At 71.4% G+C, this 25,931-nt stretch carries 25 protein-coding genes and 1 pseudogene; 15 read left to right on the top strand and 11 right to left on the bottom strand.

Translation table 11 applies throughout. The features are described from left to right. Positions 1 to 27: 27 nt before the first annotated feature. Positions 28 to 405 carry a hypothetical protein gene (locus tag FAF44_RS38370; RefSeq protein WP_272895572.1) on the top strand — a complete coding sequence of 126 codons (378 nt, stop codon included), beginning with the start codon at positions 28 to 30 and terminating at the stop codon, positions 403 to 405. Then, positions 402 to 1,691, top strand: coding sequence for a cation acetate symporter (locus FAF44_RS38365; RefSeq protein ID WP_237108274.1), 1,290 nt, complete (start codon positions 402 to 404; stop codon positions 1,689 to 1,691). Before FAF44_RS38370 ends, FAF44_RS38365 begins: the two co-directional genes overlap by 4 nt. 68 nt (positions 1,692 to 1,759) lie before the next feature. Here FAF44_RS38365 and FAF44_RS38360 read toward each other — a convergent pair whose 3' ends face one another. Next, entirely contained in the window at positions 1,760 to 2,731 is a 972-nt protein-coding gene (locus FAF44_RS38360; protein ID WP_237108273.1) for a LacI family DNA-binding transcriptional regulator, read from the bottom strand. A 32-nt stretch (positions 2,732 to 2,763) separates the two neighbouring features. On the opposite strand from FAF44_RS38360, the gene FAF44_RS38355 reads away from it, so the two are divergent. The 6 genes from FAF44_RS38355 to FAF44_RS38330 all read left to right on the top strand — a co-directional run bounded on the left by FAF44_RS38355 (position 2,764) and on the right by FAF44_RS38330 (position 9,062). Next, positions 2,764 to 3,921 carry a PLP-dependent aspartate aminotransferase family protein gene (locus tag FAF44_RS38355; RefSeq protein WP_237108272.1) on the top strand — a complete coding sequence of 386 codons (1,158 nt, stop codon included), beginning with the start codon at positions 2,764 to 2,766 and terminating at the stop codon, positions 3,919 to 3,921. A gap of 41 nt (positions 3,922 to 3,962) precedes the next feature. After that, entirely contained in the window at positions 3,963 to 5,234 is a 1,272-nt protein-coding gene (locus tag FAF44_RS38350; protein WP_237108271.1) for a sugar ABC transporter substrate-binding protein, read from the top strand. Then, positions 5,231 to 6,118, top strand: coding sequence for a carbohydrate ABC transporter permease (locus tag FAF44_RS38345; protein WP_237108270.1), 888 nt, complete (start codon positions 5,231 to 5,233; stop codon positions 6,116 to 6,118). Before FAF44_RS38350 ends, FAF44_RS38345 begins: the two co-directional genes overlap by 4 nt. Next, positions 6,115 to 6,951, top strand: coding sequence for a carbohydrate ABC transporter permease (locus FAF44_RS38340; RefSeq protein WP_237108269.1), 837 nt, complete (start codon positions 6,115 to 6,117; stop codon positions 6,949 to 6,951). Before FAF44_RS38345 ends, FAF44_RS38340 begins: the two co-directional genes overlap by 4 nt. A 72-nt stretch (positions 6,952 to 7,023) precedes the next feature. Further along, complete coding sequence (locus FAF44_RS38335; protein ID WP_308193452.1) at positions 7,024 to 7,446, top strand: DUF485 domain-containing protein; 423 nt, start codon at positions 7,024 to 7,026, stop codon at positions 7,444 to 7,446. Further along, positions 7,443 to 9,062, top strand: a complete 1,620-nt coding sequence (locus tag FAF44_RS38330) for a cation acetate symporter (RefSeq protein ID WP_237108267.1) — start codon at positions 7,443 to 7,445, stop codon at positions 9,060 to 9,062. The genes FAF44_RS38335 and FAF44_RS38330 overlap by 4 nt, the downstream gene beginning before the upstream one ends. Positions 9,063 to 9,149: 87 nt before the next feature. On the opposite strand, the gene FAF44_RS38325 is transcribed toward FAF44_RS38330, so the two are convergent. Beyond that, a complete protein-coding gene (locus tag FAF44_RS38325; protein ID WP_237108266.1) occupies positions 9,150 to 10,382 on the bottom strand; it encodes an erythromycin esterase family protein in 1,233 nt (410 codons plus the stop codon). A 128-nt stretch (positions 10,383 to 10,510) separates the two neighbouring features. On the opposite strand from FAF44_RS38325, the gene FAF44_RS38320 reads away from it, so the two are divergent. Further along, a complete protein-coding gene (locus FAF44_RS38320; RefSeq protein ID WP_237108276.1) occupies positions 10,511 to 11,224 on the top strand; it encodes a TioE family transcriptional regulator in 714 nt (237 codons plus the stop codon). 105 nt (positions 11,225 to 11,329) lie between these two features. Next, positions 11,330 to 11,863 carry a DUF4240 domain-containing protein gene (locus FAF44_RS38315; RefSeq protein ID WP_237108265.1) on the top strand — a complete coding sequence of 178 codons (534 nt, stop codon included), beginning with the start codon at positions 11,330 to 11,332 and terminating at the stop codon, positions 11,861 to 11,863. A gap of 14 nt (positions 11,864 to 11,877) precedes the next feature. Here FAF44_RS38315 and FAF44_RS38310 read toward each other — a convergent pair whose 3' ends face one another. Continuing rightward, positions 11,878 to 12,465 (bottom strand): 2'-5' RNA ligase family protein, encoded by a 588-nt coding sequence (locus FAF44_RS38310; RefSeq protein ID WP_237108264.1) that lies wholly within the window; start codon positions 12,463 to 12,465, stop codon positions 11,878 to 11,880. 142 nt (positions 12,466 to 12,607) lie between these two features. On the opposite strand from FAF44_RS38310, the gene FAF44_RS38305 reads away from it, so the two are divergent. After that, positions 12,608 to 13,327, top strand: coding sequence for a DUF6882 domain-containing protein (locus tag FAF44_RS38305; RefSeq protein ID WP_308193451.1), 720 nt, complete (start codon positions 12,608 to 12,610; stop codon positions 13,325 to 13,327). Between the two features lie 146 nt (positions 13,328 to 13,473). Here FAF44_RS38305 and FAF44_RS38300 read toward each other — a convergent pair whose 3' ends face one another. From FAF44_RS38300 to FAF44_RS38285, 4 genes are read right to left on the bottom strand one after another with little or no spacing between them, the layout of a single operon-like run. Beyond that, positions 13,474 to 14,061, bottom strand: coding sequence for an ATP/GTP-binding protein (locus tag FAF44_RS38300; protein WP_237108263.1), 588 nt, complete (start codon positions 14,059 to 14,061; stop codon positions 13,474 to 13,476). Next, complete coding sequence (locus FAF44_RS38295) at positions 14,042 to 14,419, bottom strand: DUF742 domain-containing protein (protein WP_237108262.1); 378 nt, start codon at positions 14,417 to 14,419, stop codon at positions 14,042 to 14,044. The genes FAF44_RS38300 and FAF44_RS38295 overlap by 20 nt, the downstream gene beginning before the upstream one ends. Then, positions 14,416 to 14,835, bottom strand: coding sequence for a roadblock/LC7 domain-containing protein (locus tag FAF44_RS38290; protein WP_237108261.1), 420 nt, complete (start codon positions 14,833 to 14,835; stop codon positions 14,416 to 14,418). Before FAF44_RS38290 ends, FAF44_RS38295 begins: the two co-directional genes overlap by 4 nt. After that, a complete protein-coding gene (locus tag FAF44_RS38285) occupies positions 14,832 to 17,231 on the bottom strand; it encodes a nitrate- and nitrite sensing domain-containing protein (RefSeq protein WP_237108260.1) in 2,400 nt (799 codons plus the stop codon). Before FAF44_RS38285 ends, FAF44_RS38290 begins: the two co-directional genes overlap by 4 nt. Positions 17,232 to 17,509: 278 nt before the next feature. Between FAF44_RS38285 and FAF44_RS38280 the strand changes: the two genes are divergently transcribed. Continuing rightward, the gene (locus FAF44_RS38280; protein WP_237108259.1) at positions 17,510 to 18,475 is read left to right on the top strand and encodes a hypothetical protein; all 966 of its coding nucleotides are present in this window, start codon (positions 17,510 to 17,512) and stop codon (positions 18,473 to 18,475) included. Here FAF44_RS38280 and FAF44_RS38275 read toward each other — a convergent pair. Together FAF44_RS38275 and FAF44_RS38270 are read right to left on the bottom strand one after the other, a co-directional pair. After that, positions 18,472 to 20,079 carry a prenyltransferase/squalene oxidase repeat-containing protein gene (locus FAF44_RS38275; RefSeq protein WP_237108258.1) on the bottom strand — a complete coding sequence of 536 codons (1,608 nt, stop codon included), beginning with the start codon at positions 20,077 to 20,079 and terminating at the stop codon, positions 18,472 to 18,474. The genes FAF44_RS38280 and FAF44_RS38275 overlap by 4 nt on opposite strands. Further along, positions 20,076 to 21,452 carry a cytochrome P450 gene (locus FAF44_RS38270; RefSeq protein ID WP_237108257.1) on the bottom strand — a complete coding sequence of 459 codons (1,377 nt, stop codon included), beginning with the start codon at positions 21,450 to 21,452 and terminating at the stop codon, positions 20,076 to 20,078. The genes FAF44_RS38275 and FAF44_RS38270 overlap by 4 nt, the downstream gene beginning before the upstream one ends. A gap of 406 nt (positions 21,453 to 21,858) precedes the next feature. Here FAF44_RS38270 and FAF44_RS38265 point away from each other — a divergent pair, with 406 nt between their 5' ends. Beyond that, positions 21,859 to 22,869, top strand: coding sequence for a polyprenyl synthetase family protein (locus FAF44_RS38265; protein ID WP_237108256.1), 1,011 nt, complete (start codon positions 21,859 to 21,861; stop codon positions 22,867 to 22,869). Positions 22,870 to 22,900: 31 nt separating this feature from the next. On the opposite strand, the gene FAF44_RS38260 is transcribed toward FAF44_RS38265, so the two are convergent. Further along, on the bottom strand, positions 22,901 to 23,869 hold the full coding sequence (locus tag FAF44_RS38260; protein ID WP_237108255.1) for an alpha/beta hydrolase family protein: 969 nt from the start codon (positions 23,867 to 23,869) through the stop codon (positions 22,901 to 22,903). A gap of 36 nt (positions 23,870 to 23,905) precedes the next feature. Between FAF44_RS38260 and FAF44_RS38255 the strand changes: the two genes are divergently transcribed. Beyond that, positions 23,906 to 24,835 (top strand): aldo/keto reductase, encoded by a 930-nt coding sequence (locus FAF44_RS38255; protein ID WP_237108254.1) that lies wholly within the window; start codon positions 23,906 to 23,908, stop codon positions 24,833 to 24,835. Between the two features lie 156 nt (positions 24,836 to 24,991). On the opposite strand, the pseudogene FAF44_RS38250 reads toward FAF44_RS38255, so the two are convergent. Then, a pseudogene (locus FAF44_RS38250) lies at positions 24,992 to 25,330 on the bottom strand (STAS domain-containing protein); the annotation flags it as partial. 159 nt (positions 25,331 to 25,489) lie between these two features. Here FAF44_RS38250 and FAF44_RS38245 point away from each other — a divergent pair. Then, the gene (locus FAF44_RS38245) at positions 25,490 to 25,924 is read left to right on the top strand and encodes a helix-turn-helix domain-containing protein (protein ID WP_237108253.1); all 435 of its coding nucleotides are present in this window, start codon (positions 25,490 to 25,492) and stop codon (positions 25,922 to 25,924) included. Positions 25,925 to 25,931 lie beyond the last annotated feature (7 nt).

The raw sequence follows: 25,931 nt of genomic DNA, 5'->3' as shown, positions 1-25,931 counted from the left end.
CGCGCGCACGCTGCCCTTGAGCAGGTCCTGCGCGATGACCCCGGCCACGGACACGGTCAGTCCCGAGGAGGTGGACAGGAACGCCGCGAACGCCCCCGCTACCCCGCCACCAGGGAGATCGACGAGCAGACCCGGCTCGGCGAGGTGTACATGCACTCGCTGCTGCGCACCCAGTTCCGGCTGGCGCTGTTCGTCTGCACGGTGCTGGCCTGCGTGGTGGGCGGGCTGCCGCTGCTGTTCCTGCTCATCCCCGAGCTGCGCGAGACGCACCTGCTCGGGGTGCCGCTCCCGTGGGCGGTGCTGGCCGGCCTCATCTACCCGGCCTTCGTCATCGGGGCCTGGCTCTACGTCCGCCAGGCCGAGCGCAACGAGCGCCACTTCGCCGAACTGGTCGAGCGCCGATGAGCCTGACCGCCGTCGTCATCGTGATGGTGGCGGCCGTTCTCATCGGGGCGTTCGGGATCAGGGTCTCGCGCACCACGTCCGACTTCTACGTCGCCTCGCGCACGGTCACCCCGCTCTGGAACGCCTCCGCCATCGGCGGCGAGTACCTGTCGGCGGCCTCGTTCCTGGGCGTGGCCGGGCTGATCCTGTCCTTCGGCGTGGACATGCTCTGGCTGCCCGTCGGCTGGACCGGCGGTTACCTGGTGCTGCTGGTGCTGGTCTCGGCCCCGCTGCGGCGCTCGGGGGCGTACACGCTGCCCGACTTCGCCGAGGCCAGGCTCGAGTCGATGACCGTGCGGCGCACCGCGAGCGTGCTGGTCGTGCTGATCGGCTGGCTCTACCTGATGCCGCAGTTCCAGAGCGCCGGGCTGGTGCTGCGCACGATCACCGGCGCGCCCGTGTGGGCGGGCGGCCTGCTGGTCGCGGTGGTCGTCGCGGTGAACGTGCTGTCGGGCGGGATGCGGTCGATCACGTTCGTGCAGGCGTTCCAGTACTGGCTCAAGCTGACCGCGCTGGCCGTGCCGCTGGTGTTCCTGCTGATGGCCTGGCAGGCGCACGGCGCGCCCGGCGTCTCGGCCGCCGACGCGGTCACCTGGCAGGTGCCGCTGGGCGGGAGCAAGGAGTACGGGCTCTACTCGACGTACTCGCTGATCCTGGCCACGTTCCTGGGCACGATGGGGCTGCCGCACGTGCTCGTCCGCTTCTACACCAACGCGGGGGCGTTCGCGGCGTTCCTGTCCACCTCCTCGGGACTGACCGTGTCCGTGGCCGGGGTCATCGCGCAGGACCTGCTCAAGGGCAGCGTGCGCGCGTTCCGGATGGCCACGCTGATGGCGGTGGCGGTGCCGCTGGCCCTGGCGCTGTGGGCGCGGGCGCTGCCGGTGGCGGACGTGGTGGGGCTGGCCTTCGCCGTCGCGGCCTCGTCGTTCTGCCCGCTGCTGGTGCTGGGCATCTGGTGGCGGCGGCTGTCCACGGCGGGCGCGCTGGCGGGATTGTTCGTGGGGGGCGGGCTGGCCTGCGGCGCGGTGCTCGTGACGATCGTCGGCGGGCCGCAGGGCGGGCTGGCGGGCGCGCTGCTCGCCCAGCCGGCGGCCTGGACGGTGCCGATCGCGTTCGTGGTGATGGTGGCGGTGTCCTTCCTGACCCCGCACCGGGTGCCGTCCGGCGTGGCCAGGACGATGGTGCGGCTGCACACGCCGGAGGACCTCGACCTCGACCGCGGCGACTGGCGGCCCCGCTCGTCCTAGCCCGCCCGCCCCGACCGGGCCGCACCCGCCGGCACGGGCCGTCAGGCGGGTGCGGCCGGGGCCGGTCGTCAGGGGGGAGGTAGTTCGCCGGAGCCGCGGGGCACCAGCTCCACCGGCACCTTGATGCGGCGGGCCGTGGGTGACGGGTTGAGCAGCAGGTCCACCGCGGCGCGGGCCAGGCGGGCCGTGTCGTAGCGGACGACCGTCACCCCCGGGTTGAACACGTCCGCCAGCGCGAAGTCGTCGAACCCGACGTACGCCGCCCGTTCGGGGCGTTCCCGCAGTGCCTGGAGGATCCCGATCGCCGCCCGGTTGTTGGTGGCGAAGAACGCCGTGGGCGGCGAGGCGAGCCCCAGCAGCCGGGTGACCTCGCCCGACACCCGCCACGGGTCGAACACGCCGCGCACCACCAGCTCCTCGTCCGCCGCGATCCCGGCCGCGGCGAGGGCGGCGCGGTAGCCGGTCGCGCGGTCGTGCACCGAGCTGAGCCCGTCGTCGTCGGAGATCAGCGCGATGCGGCGGTGGCCGCGGGCGAGCAGGTGCTCGGTCGCGCTCCGGCCGCCCCACACGTCGTCGAGGATGACCACGTCGGCGGCCTCCAGGCCCGGCGGCACCCGGTCCACGAACACCGTGGTGAGGCCGGGGTGATCGGCCAGCCAGGAGTGGTCGGCGGCCGACGGGACGACGATCAGGGAGTCGACGCCCCTGGCGTACATGGACTCGATGAGCATGCGCTCCTTGTCGGCGCTCTCCTCGTAGGAGCCGAAGACCACCAGCGCCTCGTGCCCGGCCGCGGCGGCCTCGACCGCGGCGGCCAGGCGGGAGTAGAACTCGTTGGAGATGTTCTCCATCACCAGCCCGAGCGTCAGCATGGTGGCCCCCCGGGCCAGCCGGGCGGCGGCCTCGTTGCGGCGGTAGCCGAGCGCGCTGATCGCCGACTGCACCCGCTGCTGGAGCGACGCCCTGACATGGGGCTCCTGGTTGACCACCCGGGAGACGGTCTTGAGGCTCACACCGGCCTGCCGGGCCACGTCCGCCATGGTTGGCCTGCGATTTGTCATAGTGTGCCCCCATGGATGATGAATTTATTTGTGGCCGGTTGGGTGAGGACGAGCCTTGGGCGCTGGGCGCGGTCAACCCGCCGGTGTTCGAGAACTCGGTGTTCACGTTCGCGACGGCGGAGGAACTCGGCGAGGCCGTCAGAAACGAGGACGAGCGGTACGTCTACTGGCGGGGGACCAACCCGACGGTCGATCTCGCCCAGCGTAAGCTGGCCGCGCTGGAGCGGGGAGAGCGGGCCAAATGTTTCGCCTCGGGCATGGGCGCGATCTCCGCGACCATCTCCTCGATCGTGTCGGCGGGCGACCACGTGCTGGTGCTCGGCGCGATCTACGGGCCCACCACGCAGTTCCTGCGCTACCTGGAGAAGTTCGGGGTCACGCACACGCATGTCAGGGACCTCGCGGAGGCCGGCGACGCGATCAGGCCGGGCACCCGTCTGCTCTACTTCGAGTCCCCCTCCTACATGGCCTACGCCGTGGTGGACATCGCCGAGGTGACCGGCTGGGCCCGCGAGCGCGGGCTGACGACCGTGATGGACAACACGTGGTCCACGCCGCTGTACCAGAAGCCGCTGACGATGGGGGTGGACCTGGTCGTGCACTCGCTGTCGAAGTACATCGGCGGGCACAGCGACCTGGTCGGCGGGGTGGTCGTGGGGCCCGCGCGGCTGATCAGGCCGCTGTCGCTGACCGAGTACCAGCTCTTCGGGGCCGCCATGTCGCCGCACGACGCGGCCAAGGTGATCAAGGGCCTGCGCACGCTGCCCGTGCGGATGGCGGCGCACCAGGAACGGGGGCTGGCGGTGGCGGCCTTCCTGCGGGACCATCCGGCCGTGCGGTCGGTGAACCACCCGGGGCTGCCCTCGCATCCGGGGCACGCGATCGCGGTGCGGCAGATGACGGGTTTCTCCAGCCTGTTCAGCCTGGAGCTCGACACGGAGTCGCGGGAGCGGGTCGGTTCTTTCCTCACCAGGTTGCGACATTTCCGGATCGGGGTGTCCTGGGGTGGGTTCGAGAGCCTGGTGAACGCGCCCGCGCTGTCCACCGAGGAGAGCGTGCGGGCCACCATGGGCATCCCGGTCGGCCTCGTACGCCTGTCCGTGGGACTGGAGCCCGCGGAGACGTTGATCAAGGATCTCGGTCTGGCCCTGGAGGGGATGGCGGCATAACGTGATTGACAGCGCTGTCTGACCGTCGCGGGAGGCTCGTCATGAGAAAGCCCGTCCTGACCGCCCTGCCCGCCGTGGCCGCAGTCGCCACGCTGGTGCTCGCGAGCTGCGGATCCGGCGGGCAGCCCGGCTCCGGAGAGGTCCGGCTGCGGATGATCGAGAGCCTGACCGGGCCCGAGCGCACGAAGCTCATCAAGTCCCTCATCGCCGACTTCGAGCGGGCCAACCCGGGCGTCACCGTCGAACTCGTCTCCCCGCCGCTCGACAGCGCCGACCAGAAGATCACCCAGATCCTGCAGACCAAGAAGGGCCTGGACGTGCTGGAGGTGCGCGACCACACGGCCAAGTCCTTCTCCAACAACGGCTGGCTGGCCGAACTGCCCACCACCGACTGGCCCGGCTGGTCGGACCTGACCGAGCTGGCCAGGAAGAAGGCGGTCGAGGTCGGGGGCAAGCCCTACCTGATCCCGTACGGGTTCTACCAGCGGACCCTGTTCTACCGTACGGACTTCGGCATGGCCGGCCCCCCGGCCACCTGGCAGGAGCTGTACGAGTCCGGGCGGCGGATGACCTCCGGCGACCGGTTCGGCTACTCCTTCCGGGGCGGCAAGGGCGGGGCGGACTACGCGGTGATGATGATCAGCGCGTACAACGGCGAGGCGTTAAATCCCGAAAAATCCTTCTACCTCAAAGACAAGCGCACGATCTTCTCCACCCCCGAGGCGGCGCAGGCCCTCGACCTCTTCGTCAAGATCTTCAAGGACGCGTCGCCGCCCGACTCCGTGTCCTGGGGCTACCCCGAGATGGTCCAGGGCTTCACCTCGGGCGTGACCGGCATGCTCATCCAGGACCCCGAGGTGATCAAGACGGTCGAGGAGAGCGGCGTCACGGCCTGGGCCACCGCCCCGATCCCCAAGGGCCCCACCGGGTACGCCTACCAGCCCGTCGGCTACGCCGGCTGGGGCGTGACCTCCTTCAGCGAGCATCAGAAGCAGGCGGTCGCGCTGGTGCGGTTCCTGTCGGAGGCCAAGCAGAGCATCGCCTTCGCCAAGGGCAACTCGCTCATCCCGATCTCCACGCGGGCCCAGGACGACCCGCAGTTCTCCCAGGGTGCGTGGAAGGCCTACCTCCAGGCCCAGCAGGACCCCAAGCAGGTGATCACGATCCGGCCGGTGGACTATCCCGGCTGGAGCCAGTTCCTGGTGGACTCCGACCGTGACGTCCAAGCGCTGATCACCGGTAAGAAGACCACCGCGGAGGTGCTCGCGGCCTGGGACGCCTTCTGGGCCGACCAGGCGAAGAAGGTGTCGTGAACCGCGCGTTCACCCTCCGGCGGGCCCGGTTCGTCATGCTGTGCCTGCTGCCGGGCGTGGCGTTCGTGGCGGTGTTCACCTACTACCCGATGATCCGCGGCGCGGTGATCGCCTTCCAGCGCTACAACCTGTTCGACGTGACCGCCACCCCGTTCGCCGGCCTGGAGAACTTCCGCGCCGTGCTGGCCGAGGAGCGCTTCTGGACGGCGCTGCGCAACACCGGCACGTGGGTGGCGCTCTCGCTGTTCTTCCAGTTCTTCCTCGGCTTCGGCCTGGCGCTGCTGCTGCGGCGGCACTTCCCCGGCAGGGCGCTCTACCAGGCGTGGGTGTTCTTCCCGTGGGCCATGTCGGGCTTCCTGATCGGGCTGCTGTGGCGGTGGATGTTCAACGGCCAGTTCGGGGTGGTCAACGACCTGCTGCTGAAGGCCGGTCTCATCGACGAGCGCATCGGCTTCCTGGCCACCCCGGGATGGGCGATGACCTCGGTCATCGTGGCCAACATCTGGTACGGCGTCACGTTCTTCGCCATCATGATCACGGCCGCGCTGCAGTCGGTGCCCGGCGAGCTGTACGAGGCGGCGGCCGTGGACGGAGCCTCCAGGACCCGCCGGTTCTGGCACGTGACCCTGCCCCACATCCGCCCCACCCTGGCCCTCATCGTGCTGCTGCGCGTCATCTGGATCCTGAACTTCCCCGACCTCATCTACTCGATGACCGGCGGCGGCCCGGCCGGCGGCACCGACATCATCACGACGTTCCTCATCCAGCAGGTCATCGGCGGCGACTACGGCCGGGCGGGCGCGGTCGGGCTGCTCGTCCTCGGGCTGTTGCTTTCGTTCAGCGTCTTCTACCTCAACGCCACCCGATTCGAGCGGGCCCGATGAGGCGGGTGGCCGCGCTCGCCGCGACGGCGGCGAAGGCCGTCGTGCTGGCCGCCTGGTTGCTGGTCACCCTGTTCCCGCTGTACTGGATCGTCGTCACCTCGCTCAAGCCCAAGCCGGAGATCTTCTCGGTGCCGTTGCGGTACTGGCCCGCCAGTCCCACCCTGGAGCACTACGCCGAGCTGTTCTCCTTCGCCGACTTCGGGACGTACCTGCTGAACTCGCTCGTCGTCTCGCTCGTCGCGGCGGCCGTCGTGACCGTGGTCGGCGCGCTGGGCGGCTACACGCTGGCCCGCTTCGCCTTCCCCGGCCGCGGCGCGCTCGTGCTGGCCTTCCTCGTCACCCAGATGATCCCGCTGTTCATCGCGCTCGGGCCGCTCTACCTGCTGATGTCCGACCTCGGCCTGCTCAACCGGCTGGCCGGGCTGATGGTGGTGTACGTGGCGATGCTGGTGCCGTTCGCGACGATCATCATGCGCGGCTTCTACGAGCGGGTCCCGGTCGCGCTGGAGGAGGCGGCCCAGGTGGACGGGGCGTCGCGGCTGGTCGCCATGGTGCGGGTGGTGATCCCGGTCATGCTGCCGGGCATCGCGGCCACCTTCGTCTTCGCGTTCGTGCAGTGCTGGAACGAGCTGTTCCTGGCGATCACGTTCATCGACAGCGAGGACTCCAAGACCGTCCCGGTGGCCATGAACTCCTTCATCACCCAGTACGACATCGACTGGGGCTCGATGGCCGCCGCCACGGTCGTGTCGGTCGTGCCGACGCTCGTCCTGTTCGCGGTGATCCGGCGCTTCATCGTGGAGGGGCTGACCGCGGGAGCCGTCAAGGGGTGAAAGGGATAACCGACCGCTCATCGCTCTGAACGGACCTTTCACCGCAACTCCCTCCCAACTAAGCGCCGGACGATGGCGGCTCGGCGAACACCCCTCCTACCGATCTCCCCGGCGGGTAGGTTGCGCTCTTACGTTGGGCGTGATCCGCATCACAGTGGAGGTCTCGTGACGACTAGAGAACATGACGCATCGGTATATGAACAAGTACAGGAGAGCAGTGAGTTCCAGGAACTGAAGAGGGCATTCCGCCGCTGGACGTTCCCCATGACCGTGGCCTTCCTCGTGTGGTACCTGCTCTACGTGGTGCTGTCCGGATGGGCGCGCGGCTTCATGGGCATCAAGCTGCTCGGTGACATCAACGTCGGCCTGGTCTTCGGTCTGCTGCAGTTCGTGTCCACCTTCCTCATCGCGTGGGCGTACGCCAGGCACGCGGAGCGGAAGCTCGACCCGATCGCCGACAAGCTGCGCCACGAGGTGGAGGAGAAGACCCAGTGAGCTCGACGACCCTGGGGATGATCCTCTTCCTCACCTTCGTGGCCGCCACCCTGGCGATCACGTTCTGGGCGAGCCGCCAGACCAAGACGGCCGCCGACTACTACGCGGGCGGCCGGTCGTTCAGCGGCGTGCAGAACGGCCTGGCGATCGGCGGCGACTACATGTCGGCCGCCTCCTTCCTCGGCATCGCGGGCATCATCGCGCTGTCCGGCTACGACGGGTTCCTGTACTCGATCGGGTTCCTGGTCGCCTGGCTGGTGGCGCTGCTGCTGGTGGCCGAGTTGATGCGCAACTCCGGCAAGTTCACCATGGCCGACGTGCTGGCCTTCCGGATGAGCCCGCGCCCGGTCCGCACGGCGGCGGGCGTGTCCACGATCGTGGTCAGCATCTTCTACCTGCTGGCGCAGATGGTGGGCGCGGGCGCGCTGGTCGGCCTGCTGCTCGGCATCACCGGCGAGGCCGGCAAGGCCTGGACGATCGTCGGCGTGGGCGCGCTCATGATCGTCTACGTGGTGTTCGGCGGCATGAAGGGCACCACCTGGGTGCAGATCGTCAAGGCCGTGCTGCTCATGGGCGGCGCCGCACTGGTGACGCTGCTGGTGCTGGGCAAGTTCGGCTTCAACCTCTCCGGCCTGCTCGGTCAGGCCGCCGCGGTCAGCGGCCCCAAGGCCAACCCCGAGAGCTTCCTCATCCCCGGCCTGAAGTACGGCACCGAGGCGCAGGGCCTGGCCGGCAAGATCGACCTGGTCAGCCTGGGCCTGGCGCTGGTGCTCGGCACGGCCGGCCTGCCGCACATCCTCATCCGCTTCTACACCGTCCCCACCGCCAAGGACGCCCGCAAGTCCGTCCTGTGGGGCATCGGCATCATCGGCGTGTTCTACCTGCTGACCCTGGTCCTCGGCTTCGGCGCGGCGGCCCTGGTCGGCAAGGACGCGATCGTCGCGGGAGACAAGGCGGGCAACACCGCCGCCCCCATGCTGGCGCAGCAGATCGGCGAGGACATCTTCGGCCCGGTCGGCGGCACGCTCCTGCTGGCGTTCATCGGCGCCGTCGCCTTCGCCACGATCCTCGCCGTGGTCGCCGGCCTGACCCTCGCCTCCTCCTCCAGCTTCTCCCACGACCTGTACGCGCACGTCTTCAAGCGCGGCCAGGCCAGCGAGCGCCAGGAGGTCGTGGTGGCCCGCCTCTCCGCCCTGGTCATCGGCGCCGTCGCGATCGGGCTCGGCATCCTGGCCCAGGGCCAGAACGTCGCCTTCCTGGTCGCGCTGGCGTTCGCGGTGGCGGCCTCGGGCAACCTGCCCGCGATCCTCTTCAGCCTGTTCTGGAAGAGGTTCAACACGGCCGGCGCGGTCTCGGCCATCTACGGCGGCCTGGTCTCCGCCCTGCTGTTGGTCATCTTCTCGCCGGTGGTCTCCGGCGGCGAGACGGCGCTGTTCAAGACGGCCGACTTCGTGCTGTTCCCGCTGAGCAACCCCGGCATCGTCTCGATCCCGCTGGGCTTCCTGTTCGGCTGGCTCGGCACGGTCCTCAGCAAGGAGTACAACGCCGCCAAGTACGCGGAGATCGAGGTCCGCTCGCTCACCGGCGTCGGAGCGGAGAAGGCCACGGAGCACTGACGCCTGCTCCTTCCAGACGGGTGCCCGACCCCCCCTGCCCGGGGCGCCCGTTCCCAGAGGGCCCGGCCGGCCGCCCCGGCCGGGCCCTCACTTCGTCCCGGGCACGTGTTTGACGAAGACGACGCCGTCCGTGCCGGCGAGGTGGGCCGGGTCGAGCGGGAAGTAGCCGTGGTTGCCGGCGGTGTCCGTACGCGGGATCAGCGCGCGGCCGTCCAGGGCCGCCGCCAGCGCCCGCGAGCCGAGGACGTGCCGCTCACCCGGCAGCGTGGCCAGCAGGCCCTCCAGCGTGCCGGGCCCCGGGTCGCCGAGCCCCTGATGGCGGACCGTGCCGAGGGCCCCGGCCAGGAACGCGTAGTAACCCGCGCCGAGCCGCGCGTCGACGATGGCCCCCGCGCTCCACCACTCCAGCTCCATCCCGGCCAGCCGCCAGGTGCTCGGCTCGCGCTGGAGGTGCCGGTTGTGCGCGAAGACGAGCGCGGGGCCGTGCGGGGCGACGGCCTCCAGGTTGTCGGCCATCATCGCGTCGCGCAGGCCCAGCAGCCGCGCGACGCGGGCCGCCGACGGCTCCGCCATGCCCGCGTGGTAGCGGAGCAGACCGGTCGCGGTCCGTGCGTACATGCGGGCCCGGTCCCACTCCTCGCGGGAGGTCGCGGGGATCAGGCGCGGCGCGTGCACGGTGAGCAGCGGCACGAGGTCGTCGGCCAGCAGGCGCAACGCGGCGACGTCGGGATGGTCGCCCACCGACCGCGACGGGTCCAGGGCGGCGGCCTCGTCCGTCCATCGCTCGTCGGGGCCCAGCAGCTCGTCCAGGGTGTCGCGGGAGCAGCGCAGGGGGACCTCGCCGGCCGCCAGGTAGTCGTGCAGCGCGAGGAGGGCGCGGCGCGGACTGGCCGCGCTCATCATCTCCAGGGGCGCGTCGAAGCCGAAGAAGCGCAGCCGCTCCCCGGCGGGACGGCCCTCGTTACGGGCCCGCATCCAGCTCACCAGCTCGCGGTTGGCCTCGCGCGCTCCCCAGCCGTGGCTGAAACCGGTGCGCATGACGTCGTCCAGGCAGCCCGCGCCCGTCCGGACGTACTCGTCCACGGCCAGGCCCGCCACGCAGTCGCTCTCCAGCACGAACGCGCGGTACCCCGCGTGCTCGACCAGCTCGCGGAAGATCTCGTTGCGCAGGTCCTCGACCGCGCGCTCGCCGTGCATGGCCTCGCCCAGCCCGAGCAGGCGGGGCCGGGCCGGCAACGAGCGCAGCAGCCGGACGACGGCGGCGGGTCCTTCGGCGTCGCGGCCGAGGACGGCGTCCAGGACGGGCGGGTCAGCGGGCATGACGGATCCTGTTCTCCTCGCCGGCGATGAGCTTCCGCCTTCTACGGTATCGTTGAACCTTCTGTTGAGACTTTCTCCTCGCTCCCGCCGACCGCCGGAGCGAGACCTTCAACACGGTGAGGTACGTCATGCCCGCTGGGCGGCTCCGGCCCGTCGATCTGGCCCGCGAGCACGGCCTGTCCACGCAGGCGGTCCGCAACTACGAGGACGCCGGGATCCTGCCGGCCGCCGCGCGGACCGAGCACGGCTACCGCACCTACACCGGCCGGCACGCCCAGGCGCTGCGGGCGTTCCTCGCCCTCGTCCCCGGGCACGGGCACGCGACGGCCACCTCGATCATGCGGACGGTGAACGAGGGCGCCACCGAGCAGGCGCTGCGGCTGATCGACGAGAGCCACGCGCAACTGCTGGAGGACCGCCGCACGCTCCAGGCCGTCGAGCGGGCGCTGCGCTCCCTGGTGCCGCCGGACGCGCCGGAGCCGGAGCCTGAACCGGGCGGCACGTTCATCGGGCCGCTGGCCAGGCGGCTGGGCCTGCGGCCCGCGACGCTGCGCAAGTGGGAGCAGGCCGGGCTGGTCGAGCCGCGCCGCGACCCGCACACCGGCTACCGCGTCTACAGCGCGGCCGACGTGCGCGACGTGCGGCTCGCCCACCAGCTCAGGCGGGGCGGCTACCTGCTGGAGCAGATCGCGCCGCTGGTGCGGCAGGTGCGCGCGGCCGGCGGGCTCGCGCCGCTGGAGAGCGCGCTGCACGACTGGCAGGCGCGGCTGTCCGCGCGCGGGCGGGCGATGTTGCGCGGCGCGGCACAACTGGACACCTACCTGGCCGAGCCGACACCCTGAACGGCCTCCCCCGACCCAAAGCTGTGGGCGGTGAGTGCTGCGAGTGGGCCGGCGTGGCTCGGCTCGGGCGGTTCTTGTCGGGGCCGGCTGGCATGCTTTCCGGCCATGGACACCGCACGCTACTGGCAACTCGTCGAGGACGCCCGCGCCGGGGCCGGAGACGAGGAGGAGGTCGCCGACCGGCTCGCCGGCCTGCTGTCGGCCCGGCCGCCCGCCGAGATCGTCACCGCCCAGCAGATCTTCTGGACCCTCATGGCCGGCTCCTACCGGGCCCCGCTCTGGGCCGCCGCCTACGTGATCAACGGCGGCTGCTCCGACGACGCCTTCGACTACTTCCGGGGCTGGCTGATCGCGCAGGGGCGCGCGGTCTACGAGAGCGTGCTGGCCGATCCCGACACGCTCGCCGGCCTGCCGGTCGTCCAGCAGGCCGCGACCGACTGGACGGAGCTCGACTGCGAGGCGATGCTGGGCGCCGCCGGCCGCGCCTACGAGAAGGCGACCGGCGAGGCGTTCCCCCACGGCTCCTACACGATCGACTACCCGCGGCTCGACCCGGAGTGGGGCTTCGACTTCGACGACCACGACGAGATCACCCGCCGCCTGCCCCGCGTGGCGGCCCTCCACCACCGCCCGTCCTGAGCGCCGGCGAGGGCTCAGGCGAGCGGGAAGAACTCGGTCCGCCGCCAGCGCTCACCGGTCCCGCCGGGCTTCAGGGCCGTGCCGGATTCGCAGGTCATCAGTGACACCGCCGTGATCCGTGCCGTCAGCGGCAACGCGCCGGTCACCCAGGGCTCGTCCACCGTGCCGCACCGGCCGAGGGTCAGGTGCGGCACGATCTCGTCGTGGATCCCGCCGTACGGAGGCGTCTGCGGCCACCGCCCGACCACCGCCTCGGTCAGCCGGACGAACGCCCCGGCGGGCTCCGGCGCGAGGTACGCCACGTCGGGAAAGCGGCGGATCTCGCGGAAGGTCACGTCGATGGCCGGATGCCGCAGGAACAGCGCCCGCAACTCGCGCCGGACGCCGTCGTCGATCAGGCTCGTGTGCAGGAACGGCACCAGCACGGTCATGTGCGCGGGGACGCCGTCCTCCCGCTCCCGCCACGGCCGCACCAGCGGCTCCGCCTCGGGCACCTCCAGGATCAGCGCCGTGTCGCCCACCACGCGCGGAGGTTCGGCGGCCCCGGGTGCGGCCGCCTGCCGGGCCGGGGCGGGCTCGGGCGGTGGGGAAGTCGGGTGCATCCTTCGGCTCCTCTCGTCCTCGCGACATCATCTCCCGATCCCGGCGGATGTCGACCGCCGGAACCGGCATCCGATCCTTGCTGTACCGACAAATCATGGCGAAAGCGCGTGAACTCGCGGCGGAGCCTCTAGTCTGCGGGAGGTGCAAACCTCGCTGACCTTCGCCGATCTCCTCGACGACGCCGCCATGCTCTCCCTGGAGCACCAGGTGCATCTGGAGGAGTTCCTCGCCGACCACAACTGGCACGTGGACCTGCAACAACCACGCTTCGACTTCACCGGCGCCCGGACGATCACCTGCACCGCCTTCCACCTGCTCGGCACCGCCGCCCCCGGCCCGGGTTCGTGGCTGTGGGCCTGGGCGAACCCGTCCGGGTTCGCGGAGGTGGTGGTGGCGACGTCCGCACGGCTGCGCGAGTTCGGCCTCCAGTACGACATCCCGCAGCTCGCCGAGGCGGAGGTCCCGTTCAGCGCGCTGCCCGGCTCCCCGACGGAGGCCCACGTCGCGGCGGGGATCATGACGGAGGCCGCCAAGGCGGTGACCGGGCTCTGGACGTCCTACAACGGCGACGCGGGCGGCGGCACGCGCGCGGCCTTCCTGGTGGAGCACCCCGACTTCCGCCTGCCCCGGCCGGAGCCGGCCCGCGTCATGCGGATCATCCCGCAGGCGCTGACGATCGTGCCGCTGCACGACCACCGGCGCGCCCTGCACAGCTACGCCACCAAGCGCGGGCTCGGCGTGGACTTCGGCGGCGACGGGGCCAGGCTCACCGGGCCCGGGTTCGAGGCGGTCGCGGAGTTCGACGACCGCGGCCGGCTGAGCGGCCTCAAGGCCACCATGTCCGCCCCGCAGGCCGGCTGACACACCGGCCGCACGGCCGCACCAGCACCGGCCGCACCAGCACCGGCCGCACCAGCACCGGCCGCAGGAACACGGCCGCAAAAGCCGGTCGCCCGGGGTTCGCGGTGCGGCCACGAACCCCGGGCGACCGGGAAGACTGGTACCGGTCAGCTACCGACCGGTTCGGCGCGCAGCCGGGCCGAGTGCTTGACGAGGCTGATCAGCACCTCGCGGCTCGACTCGCGCTTGCGCGCGTCGCACATGATGATCGGGACCGCCGGGTTGAGCTGCAACGCCAGCCGCACCTCGTCCATCTCGAACGAGGGCGAGCCCTCGAAGCAGTTGACCGCCACCACGAACGGCGTGCCGCGCCGCTCGAAGTAGTCGACCGACGGGAAGCAGTCGGCCAGCCGCCGGGTGTCGGCGAGGATGACGGCGCCCAGGGAGCCCTCCGCCAGCTCGTCCCACACGAACCAGAACCGCTCCTGCCCGGGGGTGCCGAACAGGTACAGGACGTAGTCGTTGCCGAGCGTGATCCGGCCGAAGTCCATCGCCACGGTGGTGGTGCGCTTGGCCTCCACCGAGGTGAGGTCGTCCACGCCGACGCCGCGGTCGGTCAGTACCTCTTCGGTGCGCAGTGGCCGGGTCTCGGAGACCGCGCCCACCATCGTCGTCTTGCCGGCGCCGAACCCGCCGGCGACCAGGATCTTGATCGCCGTCGGCAGACGCGGGCGCTCAGAGCGAGCGAAGACCATCGAGCACCGCCCTGTACATCTTCATGTCGTGCATGTCCACCTCGGATCGTGGTTCCTGGGCAGAGACGAGTTCGCGGTCGAACAGGTCGCCGAGCAGCACCCGGATCGTGCCGGCCGGCAGGTCGAGATACGCGGCGATCTCGGCCACGGACTTGGGTTCGCGGCAGAGCTGCAGTATCCGCAGGTGTTCGGGGTCGAGCCCGGCGTCGGGACCCGGCAACGGGCCGATCGCCAGGGCCATGGAGATCAGGTCGAACCTGCCGTGCGCAGGCTGGGTACGGCCACGGGTCACCACATAAGGCCGGATGATCTCCGGATCCAGCCAGTGCTCGTCCGTGGGCTCGTCCGTGCCTCTCACCGGTCGCTCCCGGCGACGGCCTGGGCGTTGCGCGCGCCCGAGGTGAGGTACTGGCCCACCCGCGCGACCATCATCGCCATCTCGTACGCGACCAGCCCGATGTCGGCGTTCTGCACGCACAGGACGGCCAGGCAGGCCCGCTCGCCGGCGGCGGTGACGATGAGGAACTGGTTCTTCCACTCGACGACCGTCTGCCGTACCGGACCGGCGGAGATGTGGTCGGCCACGCCCTTGGCCAGACTCTGCAGGCCGGAGGCGACGGCCGACAGGTGCTCGCCGTCGGTCCGCTGCAGCGCGCCGGACGAGGCCATCAGCAGCCCGTCGGACGACAGCACGATCGCGTGCTCGGCCTCCTTGACCCGGTTGACCAGGTCATCCATCAGCCAGTTGAGGTCGGTGCCCGCGGTGGGGGTCATGCGTCATCACCTCCTTGCTGTTCCTCCAGCATCTTGGCCGCCTGCGAGCGGCCGCGACGGGTGCCTGACTGCAGGGATCCCATCATCGCGCGGATCTCCTCCGGCGAGCGCTCGTCATCGTTCTCCTCAAAGTCGGGCTGCGTGGGCGTGTCGTCCCGCAGCGCTGGCGCCAGGTTGGCCTGGGGCACCCGGAGGGGAAGCCCTCCTGGGGTGAACTCGGTCACAGACTTCTGCTCCGGTTCGGCTGGCGTTTCGGCTTGTGGTTCCGGGGCGGGCGCTGGTTCGGGTCTCGGCCTGCGCGCGGGTTCCGGCCGCGGGCGAGGTGCGGGCGGGGGCACAGGCTGAGAGCCGGGCTGAGAGACCGGCTGCGAGACGGGCTGAGAGACCGGGGCGGCGGCGCGGGTGGGCAGCGTGCGGACGTTCTCCGCCGTGCCGGGCCGGGTGGCCGTGGCGACGGCCGGCTGCCGGCGCGGCAGCCGTTCCCTGCCCTCGCCGCTGTCGTGGGTCTCGGGGGTGGGGTCGAGCTGGACGAGCTCCTGCGGCAGCAGCACCACGACGGTGGTGCCGCCGTACGGGGACGACTTGAGCACGACCTGGATCTCGTGACGCTTGGCGAGCTGGCTGACCACGTACAGGCCCAGCCGGGCGGTGCCCGTGATGCGGAACTCGGGCGGGTCGGCGATGCGCTCGTTGGCCGAGTCGAGGTCCTCGGTCTTCATGCCCAGGCCGCGGTCCTCGATCTCGATCACGTACCCGTTGGCCACGAGCTGGCCGCTGACCTGCACGTTGGTGTAGGGGGGCGAGAACGACACGGCGTTCTCGATCAGCTCGGCGAGCAGGTGGATGACGTCACCGACGGCGCGGCCGACGAGCACGACCTCGCCCATGGGCATGAGCGAGACGCGGGTGTAGTCCTCGACCTCGGCCAGCGCGCCGCGGACCACGTCGACCATGGGCACCGAGCGCCGCCACGTACGGGCGGGGGAGGAGCCGGACAGGACGATGAGGTTCTCCGCGTTGCGCCGCATGCGGATGGCGAGGTGGTCGAGCCGGAAGAGTTCCTTCAGCTCCTCGGGGTCGGTCTCGCGGCGCTCCATCACGTCCAGCACGGTGAGCTGGCGGTGCACCAGGCCCTGTGTCCTGCGGGCCAGGCTGAGCAGGATGTCGCGGATACTGCGGCGCAGCTCCGCCTGCTCGGCGGCGACGGAGATGGCGGTGCGCTGGACGGTGTTGAACGCCTGGCCCACCTGGCCGATCTCGTCGTCACCGAAGTCGAGGGCGGGCGCCTCCTTGGCGACGTCCACCTCCTCGCCGTGACCGATGCGCTCGACGATGCCGGGCAGCCGGTCGTCGGACAGCTCGTGCGCCGCGTCGCGCAGCTTCTGGAGCTGGGCGAGCAGGGCGCGGGCCGTGGTGATGGACAGCACGATCGAGGCGATGACCGCGAGGAGGCCGAGACCGCCGGCCAGGACCAGCCGGATGATCACGTTGACGGCGACCGGGACGGTGCGCTCGACCACGCGGTCACCGGCGTCGAGCACCATGGTGTTGAAGTCGGCCAGGAAACGTTCGGTGGTCGACTTCCACACGTCGGCGGTGAACGGCAGGCTCAGCGAGCTCGGGTCGTACTCCATGACCTGCTTTTCCAGGTTCTGGAGCCGGATGGACGCCTGGCCCTTGGCCAGCCGGTCGTAGGCGGCCTTGTCGAAGTCGGGCAGGTCGCCGGCGGCCTGTTCGGCGGTGATCCGCCAGGAGCCCACGGCCTGGGCGAACTCGGCCAGCGTGGCGGAGGTCAGCCGTCCTTCGGCCAGCGCGCCGGCCAGCAGGGCGTCCTCGCGGGTGAGCAGTTCCCTGGCCCGGCTCAGGGTGAGCAGCGAGCGGACGTCCTTGGCGAGTTCCTTGTCGTCGAGCGTCGCCAGCGAGCCGTAGAGGTCGTAGATCGGGTCGATGACCTCGTCGTACGCGCTCGATGCCTGGGCCTGGGTGAACCGGCCCGCGTCGATGTTCTGGCGGATCTCCTTGAGCGACTGCAGCCGCGCGATCATCTCGGTGAGCCGCTCGTCGCCCGGGTCGTCGAGGGCCCAGTGCACCACGGTGGCGTCGGCCTCTTCGCGGAAGGCGGCCTGCAGGCCGTCGGTCTCTTTCCGCTGGCTCTCGAGCGTCTTGCGGGTCTGGACGGTCTTCTCACTCAGCCGCACCATCGAGAGCCTGCGCTCTCTCTGCAGGGCGAAGAGCAGGGGGTCACTCGGGGCGGACACGGAGGCGTCGAGCTGGGAGACCCACAGGAGGTTGACCCCCTCGCGGAGGGTGACCCACGCGGCGAAGACCCACAGGGCTGCAAGGGAGAGCAGCATCGCAGTGATCTTCGTCCGCAGCCGCGTCTTGCGGAAGCGCATTATACCCATCCTGTGAAAGTCACATGTTGTCTGCCGGCCACCTGGCGTGCGGTGACGCAGGACATCGTATCGATCAAGGGACTCTAGCGCAGGGTAAAGCGCCCCTCAAGCAACGACATTCGTAGATGTCGGGGGCCTTGACCCAATTTAGTCAAATTTGCGACAAAATGGGTCATAATCGGTATTCTCGGCAAGTGACCGACCCCGCACCCGCATATTTCGCCATCCGGAATGACCTCGCCGACCAGCTTCTCGAACAGTCACATCAACTCGCCGGAGTGCCAGAACCGGATCGCGGCGACGTCCTGAACGCCGCCCTCGACGCGGTCCCGGAAGTGCGGCGACTGCTGCTCCCCTATACGGCGCTGTTCGCCGACGGTGACAGCGCCGCCAGCCGGCTGGCCTTCAGTTGCCTGTCGGCCGCGGCCACGTTCCCGCACGCCCGGCGCGAGCAGATCGCCGACCTCGGCGCCCTGAGCACGATCCTGTTCGGCGTGGACGACATCGCCGACAACGTCGCGGGCGACTGGACCGACCGCGACATCGTGGCGCTGTTCCGGCGGCTGTCCGACGTCCTGACCGGCGCGCCGATCGACGACGCCGGGACGCCCTCCGTGCAGGGGCCCGCGCGGGAGGCGATGCGGGAGGCCATGCACGCCTGGCAGACGTGGTGCGCGCGGCTGCGTGCCTACGACGGCGCGGACGCGTACCTGCCGGACCTGGCCAGGCAGCTCGAACTCACCGGCGAGGCCACGGCCCGCGAACGCGTCTGGGCGACGGGCGGCGAGCCGTGGCCGGGGTACGAGGAGTACCTGCCGAACGCGGCCGTCACGTTCCTCTACCACACGTGGTGGCTGGCGGCCCTCGCGATCTGCGGCCAGGACACCGCCGGCGCCTGGCGATCGGCCGCCGCGGTCACCGACCTCGGCGCGTCCTGCCTGCGGCTGGCCAACGACGTCAGGACGTTCCAGCGGGAGCGGAGCGAGGGCAAGCCGAACGCCGTCCTCATCCACGAGCGCGCCGGCCTGAGCACCGAGGCCGCGGTCGAACGGGTGTCGGCGCACATCCGCGAGCTGAACGCGGAGTTCGCCGCGGAGATCGGCCGGCTGCCCGCGGAGCTGGCGTGGGTCGCCGACGGGCAGTACCGGTGCGTGGCCTTCAGCGGCGGCTGGTACATGGCCAGGGACACGCACGCCTACACGGTCCGGGATCTCGCCGCGGACGCGGACGCTCATCGCCATTAGACCACCCGCGCCCGCGCCTGCCGGACGAGGTGCGACGACGCGATCACCGCGGCGCGGGCGATGGCGCGGGGCACGTACAGATCCTTGTCGTGCCAGAGCGGCGGGTGCTCGCCGCCGGTGGACGCCGTCAGGTGCGTGAGCGCCCGGTCCGCCGCGCGCAGGCGCCGCGGGTCGGCGTCCCCTCTGGTCAGCAGCAGGATCTGGATCGCGTACGCGCTCTCCTCGGCCGTGCCCTCCCAGCGGCCCCACGAGCCGTCCGCGCGCTGGGTGTCCAGCGTCCACTCGGCCGCCGCCCGCACCACCTCCCGCGAGGCGTCACCGCCGAAGGCGTCGAGCGCCAGCGCGCAGCTCGCGGTGGCGTAGTAGGGGGAGGCGTGCCAGCGGTCCGTCCAGCTCCCGTCGGGCTGCTGCTGGTCGCGGATCCAGCCGGCCAGGTCGGCGACGGCCGCGTCGTAGCGCGGGGCGGCGGCGGGCCGGCGGCGGACGTACTCGCCGAAGGCGTCCAGCACGTGCGCGTTCACGCTGACGGAGACGCCCTGCTCGCCGGGCCAGGTGGCGAAGTGGGTGCCGGAGCGGAAGCCCCACAGGCTGTCCGGCTCGTGCGGGGCGCCGAGCAGCGCCAGCGCGTACAGCGCCACGGACGTCGTGTCGGCGTCGGCGGGCAGTCCCGGTCCCGCGGGCGTGCCGGCCGGGCCGATGGCCGCCCTGATGTCGGCCACCATCTCCGGCGGCACCTCGACGGCCACGCCCGCGCGCAGCAGCCAGCTCAGCACCCAGCCGCGCTCGAAGACGGTGATGGGCAGCCCGACCGGCACCGGGCCGCCGAATAACCGGACCACCGCCTCCAGGTGCCCGCGGGCCGGCTCGTGCGCGTCGTGCTCTCCGTGCGCTCCCAGCCAGGCGGCGGTCGCCGCGGGGGAAGCCCCGACGCTGCCGATGGCCGTGGGCCGGATGCCGGGCGCCCCGGCCGCCGCGTCGTCGGCGATCTCCAGGGCGTGCAGCAGCTTCTCCGGCACCTCCTCGCCGGACTTGACCCGCGACCTGACAAGGTGCAACGTGTCGTAATTCATGGCCTCGGGCAGCGGCACCGGCGTCCGGCCCGGCAGCCCCTCGACGTGCCGGTTGATGCGGTCCACCAGGGAGGGCACGATGTGTTCGATCGCCGGCATGTCGGGCAGGTCGAGCGGGCCGCCCAGCCAGGTCGACAGCACCCGCAGCCCGCGGTCGGCCGCGCCGGCCAGACGCTCGCGGTCGGCGCCCTCGTCCTCGCGGGTCAGCGCGGACAGGATGCCCTCGGTGGCGCTCAGGGTCGGCACCACGCCGTACCCGTCGGGCGCGCCCCACGAGCCGTCCGGCCGCTGGGTGCGGACGAGGTAGTCGATGCGCTCCAGGTGGCCGGTCAGCCAGGGCGTCAGCGAGACCAGCCGGCCGGTCTCGTAGACGGAGGGCGAGACCTGGCCCCACGGCCGGAGCATGAGGCTCGTGACCAGTTCGCCGGCTTCGGCGGCGAGGTCCGCCGCCGAGGTGATGTCCGCCGTCGCCGCCGCTGTCGCTGCCACTGTCGCCGCCACCGTTCCCGCCGTCTCCGCTTCGCTGACGCTCATGCCGCCCGGCTCCGTCCGCTGGGCTGCAACTTCAGGTAGAGCTTCTGCTTGGGCCGCAGGGTGGCGCCGCCGGGGACCGGCTTGAGCTGCTGCGGGTTGGTCAGGGCCGGCCGGTACCTGCTCATCAGGTTGGCGATCACCAGGGACGCCTCGACGTAGAACAGGTGCTGACCGAGGCAGACGTGCGGGCCGAGGCCGAAGGGGATGAACGCGTACCGGTGCCGGCGCTCGGTCTTCTCGTTGGCCCAGCGCTCGGGGTCGAACTCCAGGGGCCGCGGCCAGAACTCCTCCAGCCGGTGCGTGGTGTACGGGCTGATCAGCACCTGCGAGCCGGCCTCGATCCGGACGCCGCCGATCTCCGTGTCCGCCACGGTCTGGCGCGGGACGACCCAGGCGTTCGGGTAGACCCGCAGCAGTTCCTGCAGCACCATGCGCAGGTAGGGCATCTCGGCGACGTGCGACGGCCGCACCGGGGCGTCGCCCACCACCCGGTCGACCTCCTCGCGCAGCCGGGCGTCGACGTCGGGGTGGTCGTGCAGCACCTGCCACAGCCAGATCAGCGACATCGCCGTGGTCTCCGAGGCGGCGCCGTAGATGTTCACGAGGTCGTCGCGCACCTGGTGCAGGTCGGCCCGGCCCTCCTTCTCCAGCCGGGCCGTGAGCAGCGCGGAGACGACCTCCTTGCCGTGGTTGTTCTCGCGCTTGGCCTGCTCGATGAGGGGATAGACGATCTCGTCGATCTTCTTCGCGGAGCGCAGGAAGGCGCGGTCACCCGGCACCCTGACCGAGTACGGCGCGAAGGGGAAGAGCATCCGGAAGCCGATCGAGGTGGCGCACGTGGCGAACTCGGGCGCGAGCTGTTCGGCGGTCTCACGGGTGATCCGGCCGCCGAACAGCACCTTGATGACCGCCTGGTTGACGATCGAGGTCATCTGGTGTTCCAGGTCGATCGGGCGGCCCGTGCTCGCGAACTCGTCGAGCTCGCCGATGCGCTCAGCGATGATGTCGGCCATGTCCTCGGCCAGCGAGGCCGTGTAGCGCGCGGTGAACAGCGGCTGGAGGATCTTCCTGGCCGACTCCCAGCCCTCGCCCTCGCCGAGGATGCTCTGGCCGATCAGGCGCTGCAACGGCCGCCAGAACACGCCCTCGCGGACGAAGTTGGTCCAGTCCGTCTTGAGCACCTGCTGGACGTGGTCGGGGTGCGAGACGAGGTAGGGGCGGAAGGGCCCGAGGTGGAGCCGGACGACCTGGCCGCGAGCGTCGGTGCCCATCCTGGCCAGCTCGGTGACCGGGTCGCTGACGAGGCGGGGGATGGCCCGGTGAGTGGGAACGACGTGAGGACTGGTCGCCGAGGTTCCCGTGACGTGCGGCATGGCAGCGATCCCCGATCCGGATGCGGTGTGCACCTGAGAGTTGACTGCGCAGAATCTGCGACGGTGTGCGTGGAGTGCGTGAAGGCGGGACGGTGTTCGGCTAGGTCCGCGGTAGTCCGGGGTGGCGGCTCGTCCGGCGTGGTCCGGGGGACGCGGCGGCGGCCTGCCTGCTCCGGAGGCGTGCGACCGGTGCGGGGACGCGCGTGGCGGCTCGTGTGGCGCCCGGCCGGACGGCTGCCTGTGAGGCAGGGGCGCCGGCGATAGCCTCGATTGCCACTGGTGATCCCTTCATCGCATAGGGTGCACGTCTCACATCGCGGACATCCCTGACAAATGTCAAACGTTGGGTGGAGTATCACATGCTTGTGCATGTAGATTCAAGATCGTACCTGGGTAGGAGCACCGATTGAATCTCAGCCATCCGTTGCACAGCGGCACCGTCGGCCGCTGCCGACGCCTGCTCGAACCCGCCCTGCGCGACGCGGTCTCGACCCTCCACCCGTGGGGCGCCAGGATGGCGACGTTCGCGATGGGCTGGTCGGATCTCGACGGCAGAGAGCGCGAGGGCGACGGCGGCAAGGGCGTGCGGCCCGCGATCGCCCTGCTCAGCGCCGAGGCCGTCGGCGCCCCCGCGGAGTCGGCGCTGCCCGCGGCGGTCGCCGTGGAGCTGGTGCACGCCTTCTCGCTGGCGCACGACGACATCATCGACCGCGACGAGCTGCGCCGCCACCACGCGGCCCTGTGGAAGGCGTACGGCGTGGGCCCCGCGCTGCTGACCGGTGACGCGCTGCTCGCCCTGGCGGTCGGCCAGCTCGCCGGCCGGCCCGAGGCGATGCCCTACCTGTCGGCCGCCCTGGTCCAGCTCGTCCAGGGCCAGAGCGCCGACATGGCCTTCGAGGACCGTCCCTGGTCCGGGCCAGGCGAGGTCACGATCGAGGAGTACGCCGAGATGGCCGCGGGCAAGACCGGCGGCCTGCTGGGCGCGGCCGCCGCGGCGGGCGTGGCCCTCGGCGGCGCGCCGGAGCTGGCCGACCGCATGTGGGGCATGGGGCTCGACCTCGGGATCGCCTTCCAGATCGTGGACGACATGCTCGGCATCTGGGGCGACCCCAGCGTCACGGGCAAGCCCGTCTTCAACGATCTGCGGCGCGACAAGAAGACCCTGCCCGTGCTCGCCGCCCTCGCCTCCGGCTCCCCGGCCGCCCGCGAGCTGTCGGCCGTCCTCGACGCCGGGGCGTCGGACGAGGAGTCCGCGCGGCACGCCGCCGGCCTCGTGGAGCAGGCCGGCGGCCACGACCGGGCGCGGGAGCTCGCGCAGCGGTACGTGTCGTCGGCGCTCGGCGTCCTCGACGAGCACCTGCCGCACGCCGTCGAGTTGCGCGCGCTGTGCCACTCGCTGGTCGACCGGGCCGCCTGACCCGCCGCTCGGGCCGCCGTCCGGATACCGCTCAGGCCGGACGGACGCCGACGGCGGCCATGAGCATCGGGAAGGCCCGGTGCAGCTCCCGCTGCCAGTACGTGTGGTTGTGCCCGCCCCGGTAGAAGTGGGTGCGCACGGGGACGCCGAGTTGCTCCAGCCGCCCGGCGAAGGCCCGCGCCGCCCCGTTCGCCAGGTCCTCCACCAGGTCGCCCTCGCCCGCCGCCACGTACAGCTCGACGCCCTTGAGCCGGTCGGCGAGGTCGTAGGGGTTGTGCGCGCGCCAGACGGAGCGCTGCCGCTCCGGGTCGCCCCAGATGCGCTTCCAGTCGGTGCCGAAGCAGCCGGCCATGGTCCCCGCCAGCACGGCCTGCGGCGCTCCGGGGCCGAGGATGTGCAGGGCGCCGCTGAACGAGGCCGCCGCCTCGAAACGGCCCTTGGCCGCGTACAACATCGCGCCCTGCCCGCCCATCGAGTAGCCCGCGACCGCGCGCCGCCCGCCCGCCCGGTAACGCTCCTCCAGCAGCGGCAGCAATTCCTTCAGGTGGTAGGTCTCCCAGCGCGGCGGGCCGCCTGCCCCGCCGTTCCACCAGTCGGAGTAGCTGCCGCACCTGCCGCCGTCCGGCATCACGACCAGCACGCCGCTGTCGCGGGTGAGCGCCTCGACGTCGGTCTTCGCGGTCCACGACGTCTCGTCGTCGAGCCCGCCGTGCAGCAGCCACAACACGGGCCAGTCCGTCCGCGACTCCCAGCCGCGGGGGAGCAGCAGGCGCACCTTCGTGGTGGCGTCGAGCGCCGGCGAGCGGATCGTCAGCTCCATCCGGCGTTCGTCGAGCCGGCGCTCCGCCACGACCTCGCCCTGTTCCCGGCGGCCGGGCGCCGGGCTCTTCGCCGTGTCGGGAACGCCGTCCTGGCCGGGCCCGAGGAGCAGCACGCCCGCCAGGCACAGACCGGCGGCGACCAGCGCGCCCACCAGGCATCCAGCTAATCGGGGCCGCATCGCAGCCTCCTTCCGCGGTGTGCGGATAATAGCGAGATGAGATCAATTGGCACCACGGACCTGTCCGTGTTCCCGATATCGCTCGGCGCCAACGTCTTCGGGTGGACGGCCGACAAGGAGACGTCGTTCGCGATCCTCGACGCCTACGTCGAGGGCGGCGGCAACTTCGTCGACACGGCCGACGTCTATCCGTACTGGGCGACGGGGGAGTCCACATCCGAGGCGATCATCGGCGAGTGGCTCGCCTCCCGCCGCAAGCGCGACTCGATCGTGCTGGCCACCAAGGTCGGCATGCTGGAGGGGCTGCGGGGGCTCGCACCGGCGACGATCAGGGCGGCGGTCGAGGACTCGCTGCGGCGGCTGCGTACCGACTACATCGACCTCTACTGGGCGCACGTGGACGACCACGACACCCCGCTGGTCGAGACGCTGGCCGCGTTCGACGCGCTGGTCCGCGAGGGCAAGGTGCGCTACGTCGGGGCGTCCAACCACTCCGCGGGACGGCTGGCCGAGGCACTGAAGGTGTCCGGCGAGGAGAGCCTGGCCGGTTACGTCGCGCTGCAGCAGCCGTACAACCTGGTCGAGCGCGCGTACGAGGGCGAACTGCGGGAGGTGGTGGCCCGCGAGGGGCTGGCCAGTACGCCGTACTTCGGGCTGGCGCGCGGGTTCCTGACCGGCAAGTACGTCCCCGGCGCGACCGTGGACAGCCCGCGGGCCGGGGTCGCGGCCGAATACCTGCGCACCGAGCACGGCCCGCGGACGATCGAGGCCCTGACCGGGATCGCGCGGGAGCGGCAGGCGGCGCCGGCCTCGGTGGCGCTGGCCTGGCTGGCCGCCCAGCCGACGGTCACGGCGCCGATCGCGAGCGCGCGTGACCTGGAGCAGTTGGGGCCGCTGATGGCCGCGGCCACCCTGACGCTGGACGACGAGGAACTCGCCATCCTGGACGAGGCCTCCCGTCCCTGACGCCGGCCCTTGACGTCGGGCCCCTGACGTCGCGAAGCCGAGGCCCCGTGCGCGGGCCTCGGCTTTCGTCGCGGGTCAGGCCGCCAGGCCGTGCCGCGCGCACCACTCCTCGGCGCTGCCGGCCTCGGCCTCGACGGCCTGCGCCCAGTGCGGGTCGGCGGTGACGGCGTCGAGGGCGGAGGAGTGGGAGGCGAACACGGCGGTCAGGCCGGTGATCCGGAAGATGCGTGAGATGCGGTCGGTGGTCATCACGAGCGCGAGCGAGCCGTCCTGTGTGCGCAGCCGCTTGAGCCCGCCGACGAGCACGCCCAGCCCGGTCGAGTCGAGGAACTCCACCGCGCTGAGGTCGGCGACGATGTGCACGACGCCCTTGGCCGCGAGGTCGATCATCTGCTCGCGCAGCTTGGGCGCGGTGAACACATCGACCTCGCCGGCGACCTTGAGCACGGCGCAGTCGCCGATCGGTCCGACCACCTCAATGACGATGTCCTGCATGTCGCGCCTCACCATCACTCATGTCATCGACTACATTGACGAGGAACTCTGGGCCTTTACACTACTGCCGCGGGCACGCAGCCGTCAATGGCTGGCTGTCGGTGTCATCATGGAGAATGACAGCAGGTCGTCGCCCGGCATCGTGAATGGGGTGGGGATATGCGGGTGGAAGAGGCCATCGGACGCCAGATCGCCCGGCTGCGCGCGGAACGGCGCATGTCGCTGACCGAGCTGGGCGAGGCCCTGGGGCGCTACCTCGACAGATCGTGGAGCCGGCAGGCCGTCCACCAGGCCGAACGCGGGCAGCGTTCCTTCACGGCGGCGGAGCTGACGGCGCTCGCGCTGGCCCTCGACACCTCCGTCCCGGTGCTGTTCCGCGCGGAGGACGATCGCATCGAGCTGCCCGGCGGGGCCGTCTCGCCCGAGGAGTACCGGGGGATCCTGCTCAGCAGGGAGCCGGACATGCCGCTCGACGGGGTGGAGGAGCTGATCGTCGCCCTGCACGACATCGGCGAGGTGCTCGCCCGCCCGGCCCTGGCCCGGCTCGCCCGCATCGGCCGCGCCGCCGAACAGTTCGCCGGCCCCGACCACTGACCACCCC

The sequence above is a fragment of the Nonomuraea sp. MG754425 genome (assembly GCF_021699195.1).
Taxonomy (GTDB): domain Bacteria; phylum Actinomycetota; class Actinomycetes; order Streptosporangiales; family Streptosporangiaceae; genus Nonomuraea.
The sequence above is the reverse complement of the archived record's forward strand: the minus strand, read 5'-3'. Positions and strand labels throughout refer to the sequence as shown.

What these genes read in the sequence shown, in the direction of transcription:
- FAF44_RS38365 (WP_237108274.1), top strand. Translation starts at nt 402, where the DNA reads ATGAGCCTGACCGCCGTCGTCATCGTGATGGTGGCGGCCGTTCTCATC.
- FAF44_RS38360 (WP_237108273.1), bottom strand. Translation starts at nt 2,731, where the DNA reads ATGGCGGACGTGGCCCGGCAGGCCGGTGTGAGCCTCAAGACCGTCTCC.
- FAF44_RS38355 (WP_237108272.1), top strand. Translation starts at nt 2,764, where the DNA reads ATGGATGATGAATTTATTTGTGGCCGGTTGGGTGAGGACGAGCCTTGG.
- FAF44_RS38350 (WP_237108271.1), top strand. Translation starts at nt 3,963, where the DNA reads ATGAGAAAGCCCGTCCTGACCGCCCTGCCCGCCGTGGCCGCAGTCGCC.
- FAF44_RS38340 (WP_237108269.1), top strand. Translation starts at nt 6,115, where the DNA reads ATGAGGCGGGTGGCCGCGCTCGCCGCGACGGCGGCGAAGGCCGTCGTG.
- FAF44_RS38335 (WP_308193452.1), top strand. Translation starts at nt 7,024, where the DNA reads ATGGCGGCTCGGCGAACACCCCTCCTACCGATCTCCCCGGCGGGTAGG.
- FAF44_RS38325 (WP_237108266.1), bottom strand. Translation starts at nt 10,382, where the DNA reads ATGCCCGCTGACCCGCCCGTCCTGGACGCCGTCCTCGGCCGCGACGCC.
- FAF44_RS38320 (WP_237108276.1), top strand. Translation starts at nt 10,511, where the DNA reads ATGCCCGCTGGGCGGCTCCGGCCCGTCGATCTGGCCCGCGAGCACGGC.
- FAF44_RS38315 (WP_237108265.1), top strand. Translation starts at nt 11,330, where the DNA reads ATGGACACCGCACGCTACTGGCAACTCGTCGAGGACGCCCGCGCCGGG.
- FAF44_RS38310 (WP_237108264.1), bottom strand. Translation starts at nt 12,465, where the DNA reads ATGCACCCGACTTCCCCACCGCCCGAGCCCGCCCCGGCCCGGCAGGCG.
- FAF44_RS38300 (WP_237108263.1), bottom strand. Translation starts at nt 14,061, where the DNA reads ATGGTCTTCGCTCGCTCTGAGCGCCCGCGTCTGCCGACGGCGATCAAG.
- FAF44_RS38290 (WP_237108261.1), bottom strand. Translation starts at nt 14,835, where the DNA reads ATGACCCCCACCGCGGGCACCGACCTCAACTGGCTGATGGATGACCTG.
- FAF44_RS38285 (WP_237108260.1), bottom strand. Translation starts at nt 17,231, where the DNA reads ATGCGCTTCCGCAAGACGCGGCTGCGGACGAAGATCACTGCGATGCTG.
- FAF44_RS38275 (WP_237108258.1), bottom strand. Translation starts at nt 20,079, where the DNA reads ATGAGCGTCAGCGAAGCGGAGACGGCGGGAACGGTGGCGGCGACAGTG.
- FAF44_RS38270 (WP_237108257.1), bottom strand. Translation starts at nt 21,452, where the DNA reads ATGCCGCACGTCACGGGAACCTCGGCGACCAGTCCTCACGTCGTTCCC.
- FAF44_RS38260 (WP_237108255.1), bottom strand. Translation starts at nt 23,869, where the DNA reads ATGCGGCCCCGATTAGCTGGATGCCTGGTGGGCGCGCTGGTCGCCGCC.
- FAF44_RS38255 (WP_237108254.1), top strand. Translation starts at nt 23,906, where the DNA reads ATGAGATCAATTGGCACCACGGACCTGTCCGTGTTCCCGATATCGCTC.
- FAF44_RS38245 (WP_237108253.1), top strand. Translation starts at nt 25,490, where the DNA reads ATGCGGGTGGAAGAGGCCATCGGACGCCAGATCGCCCGGCTGCGCGCG.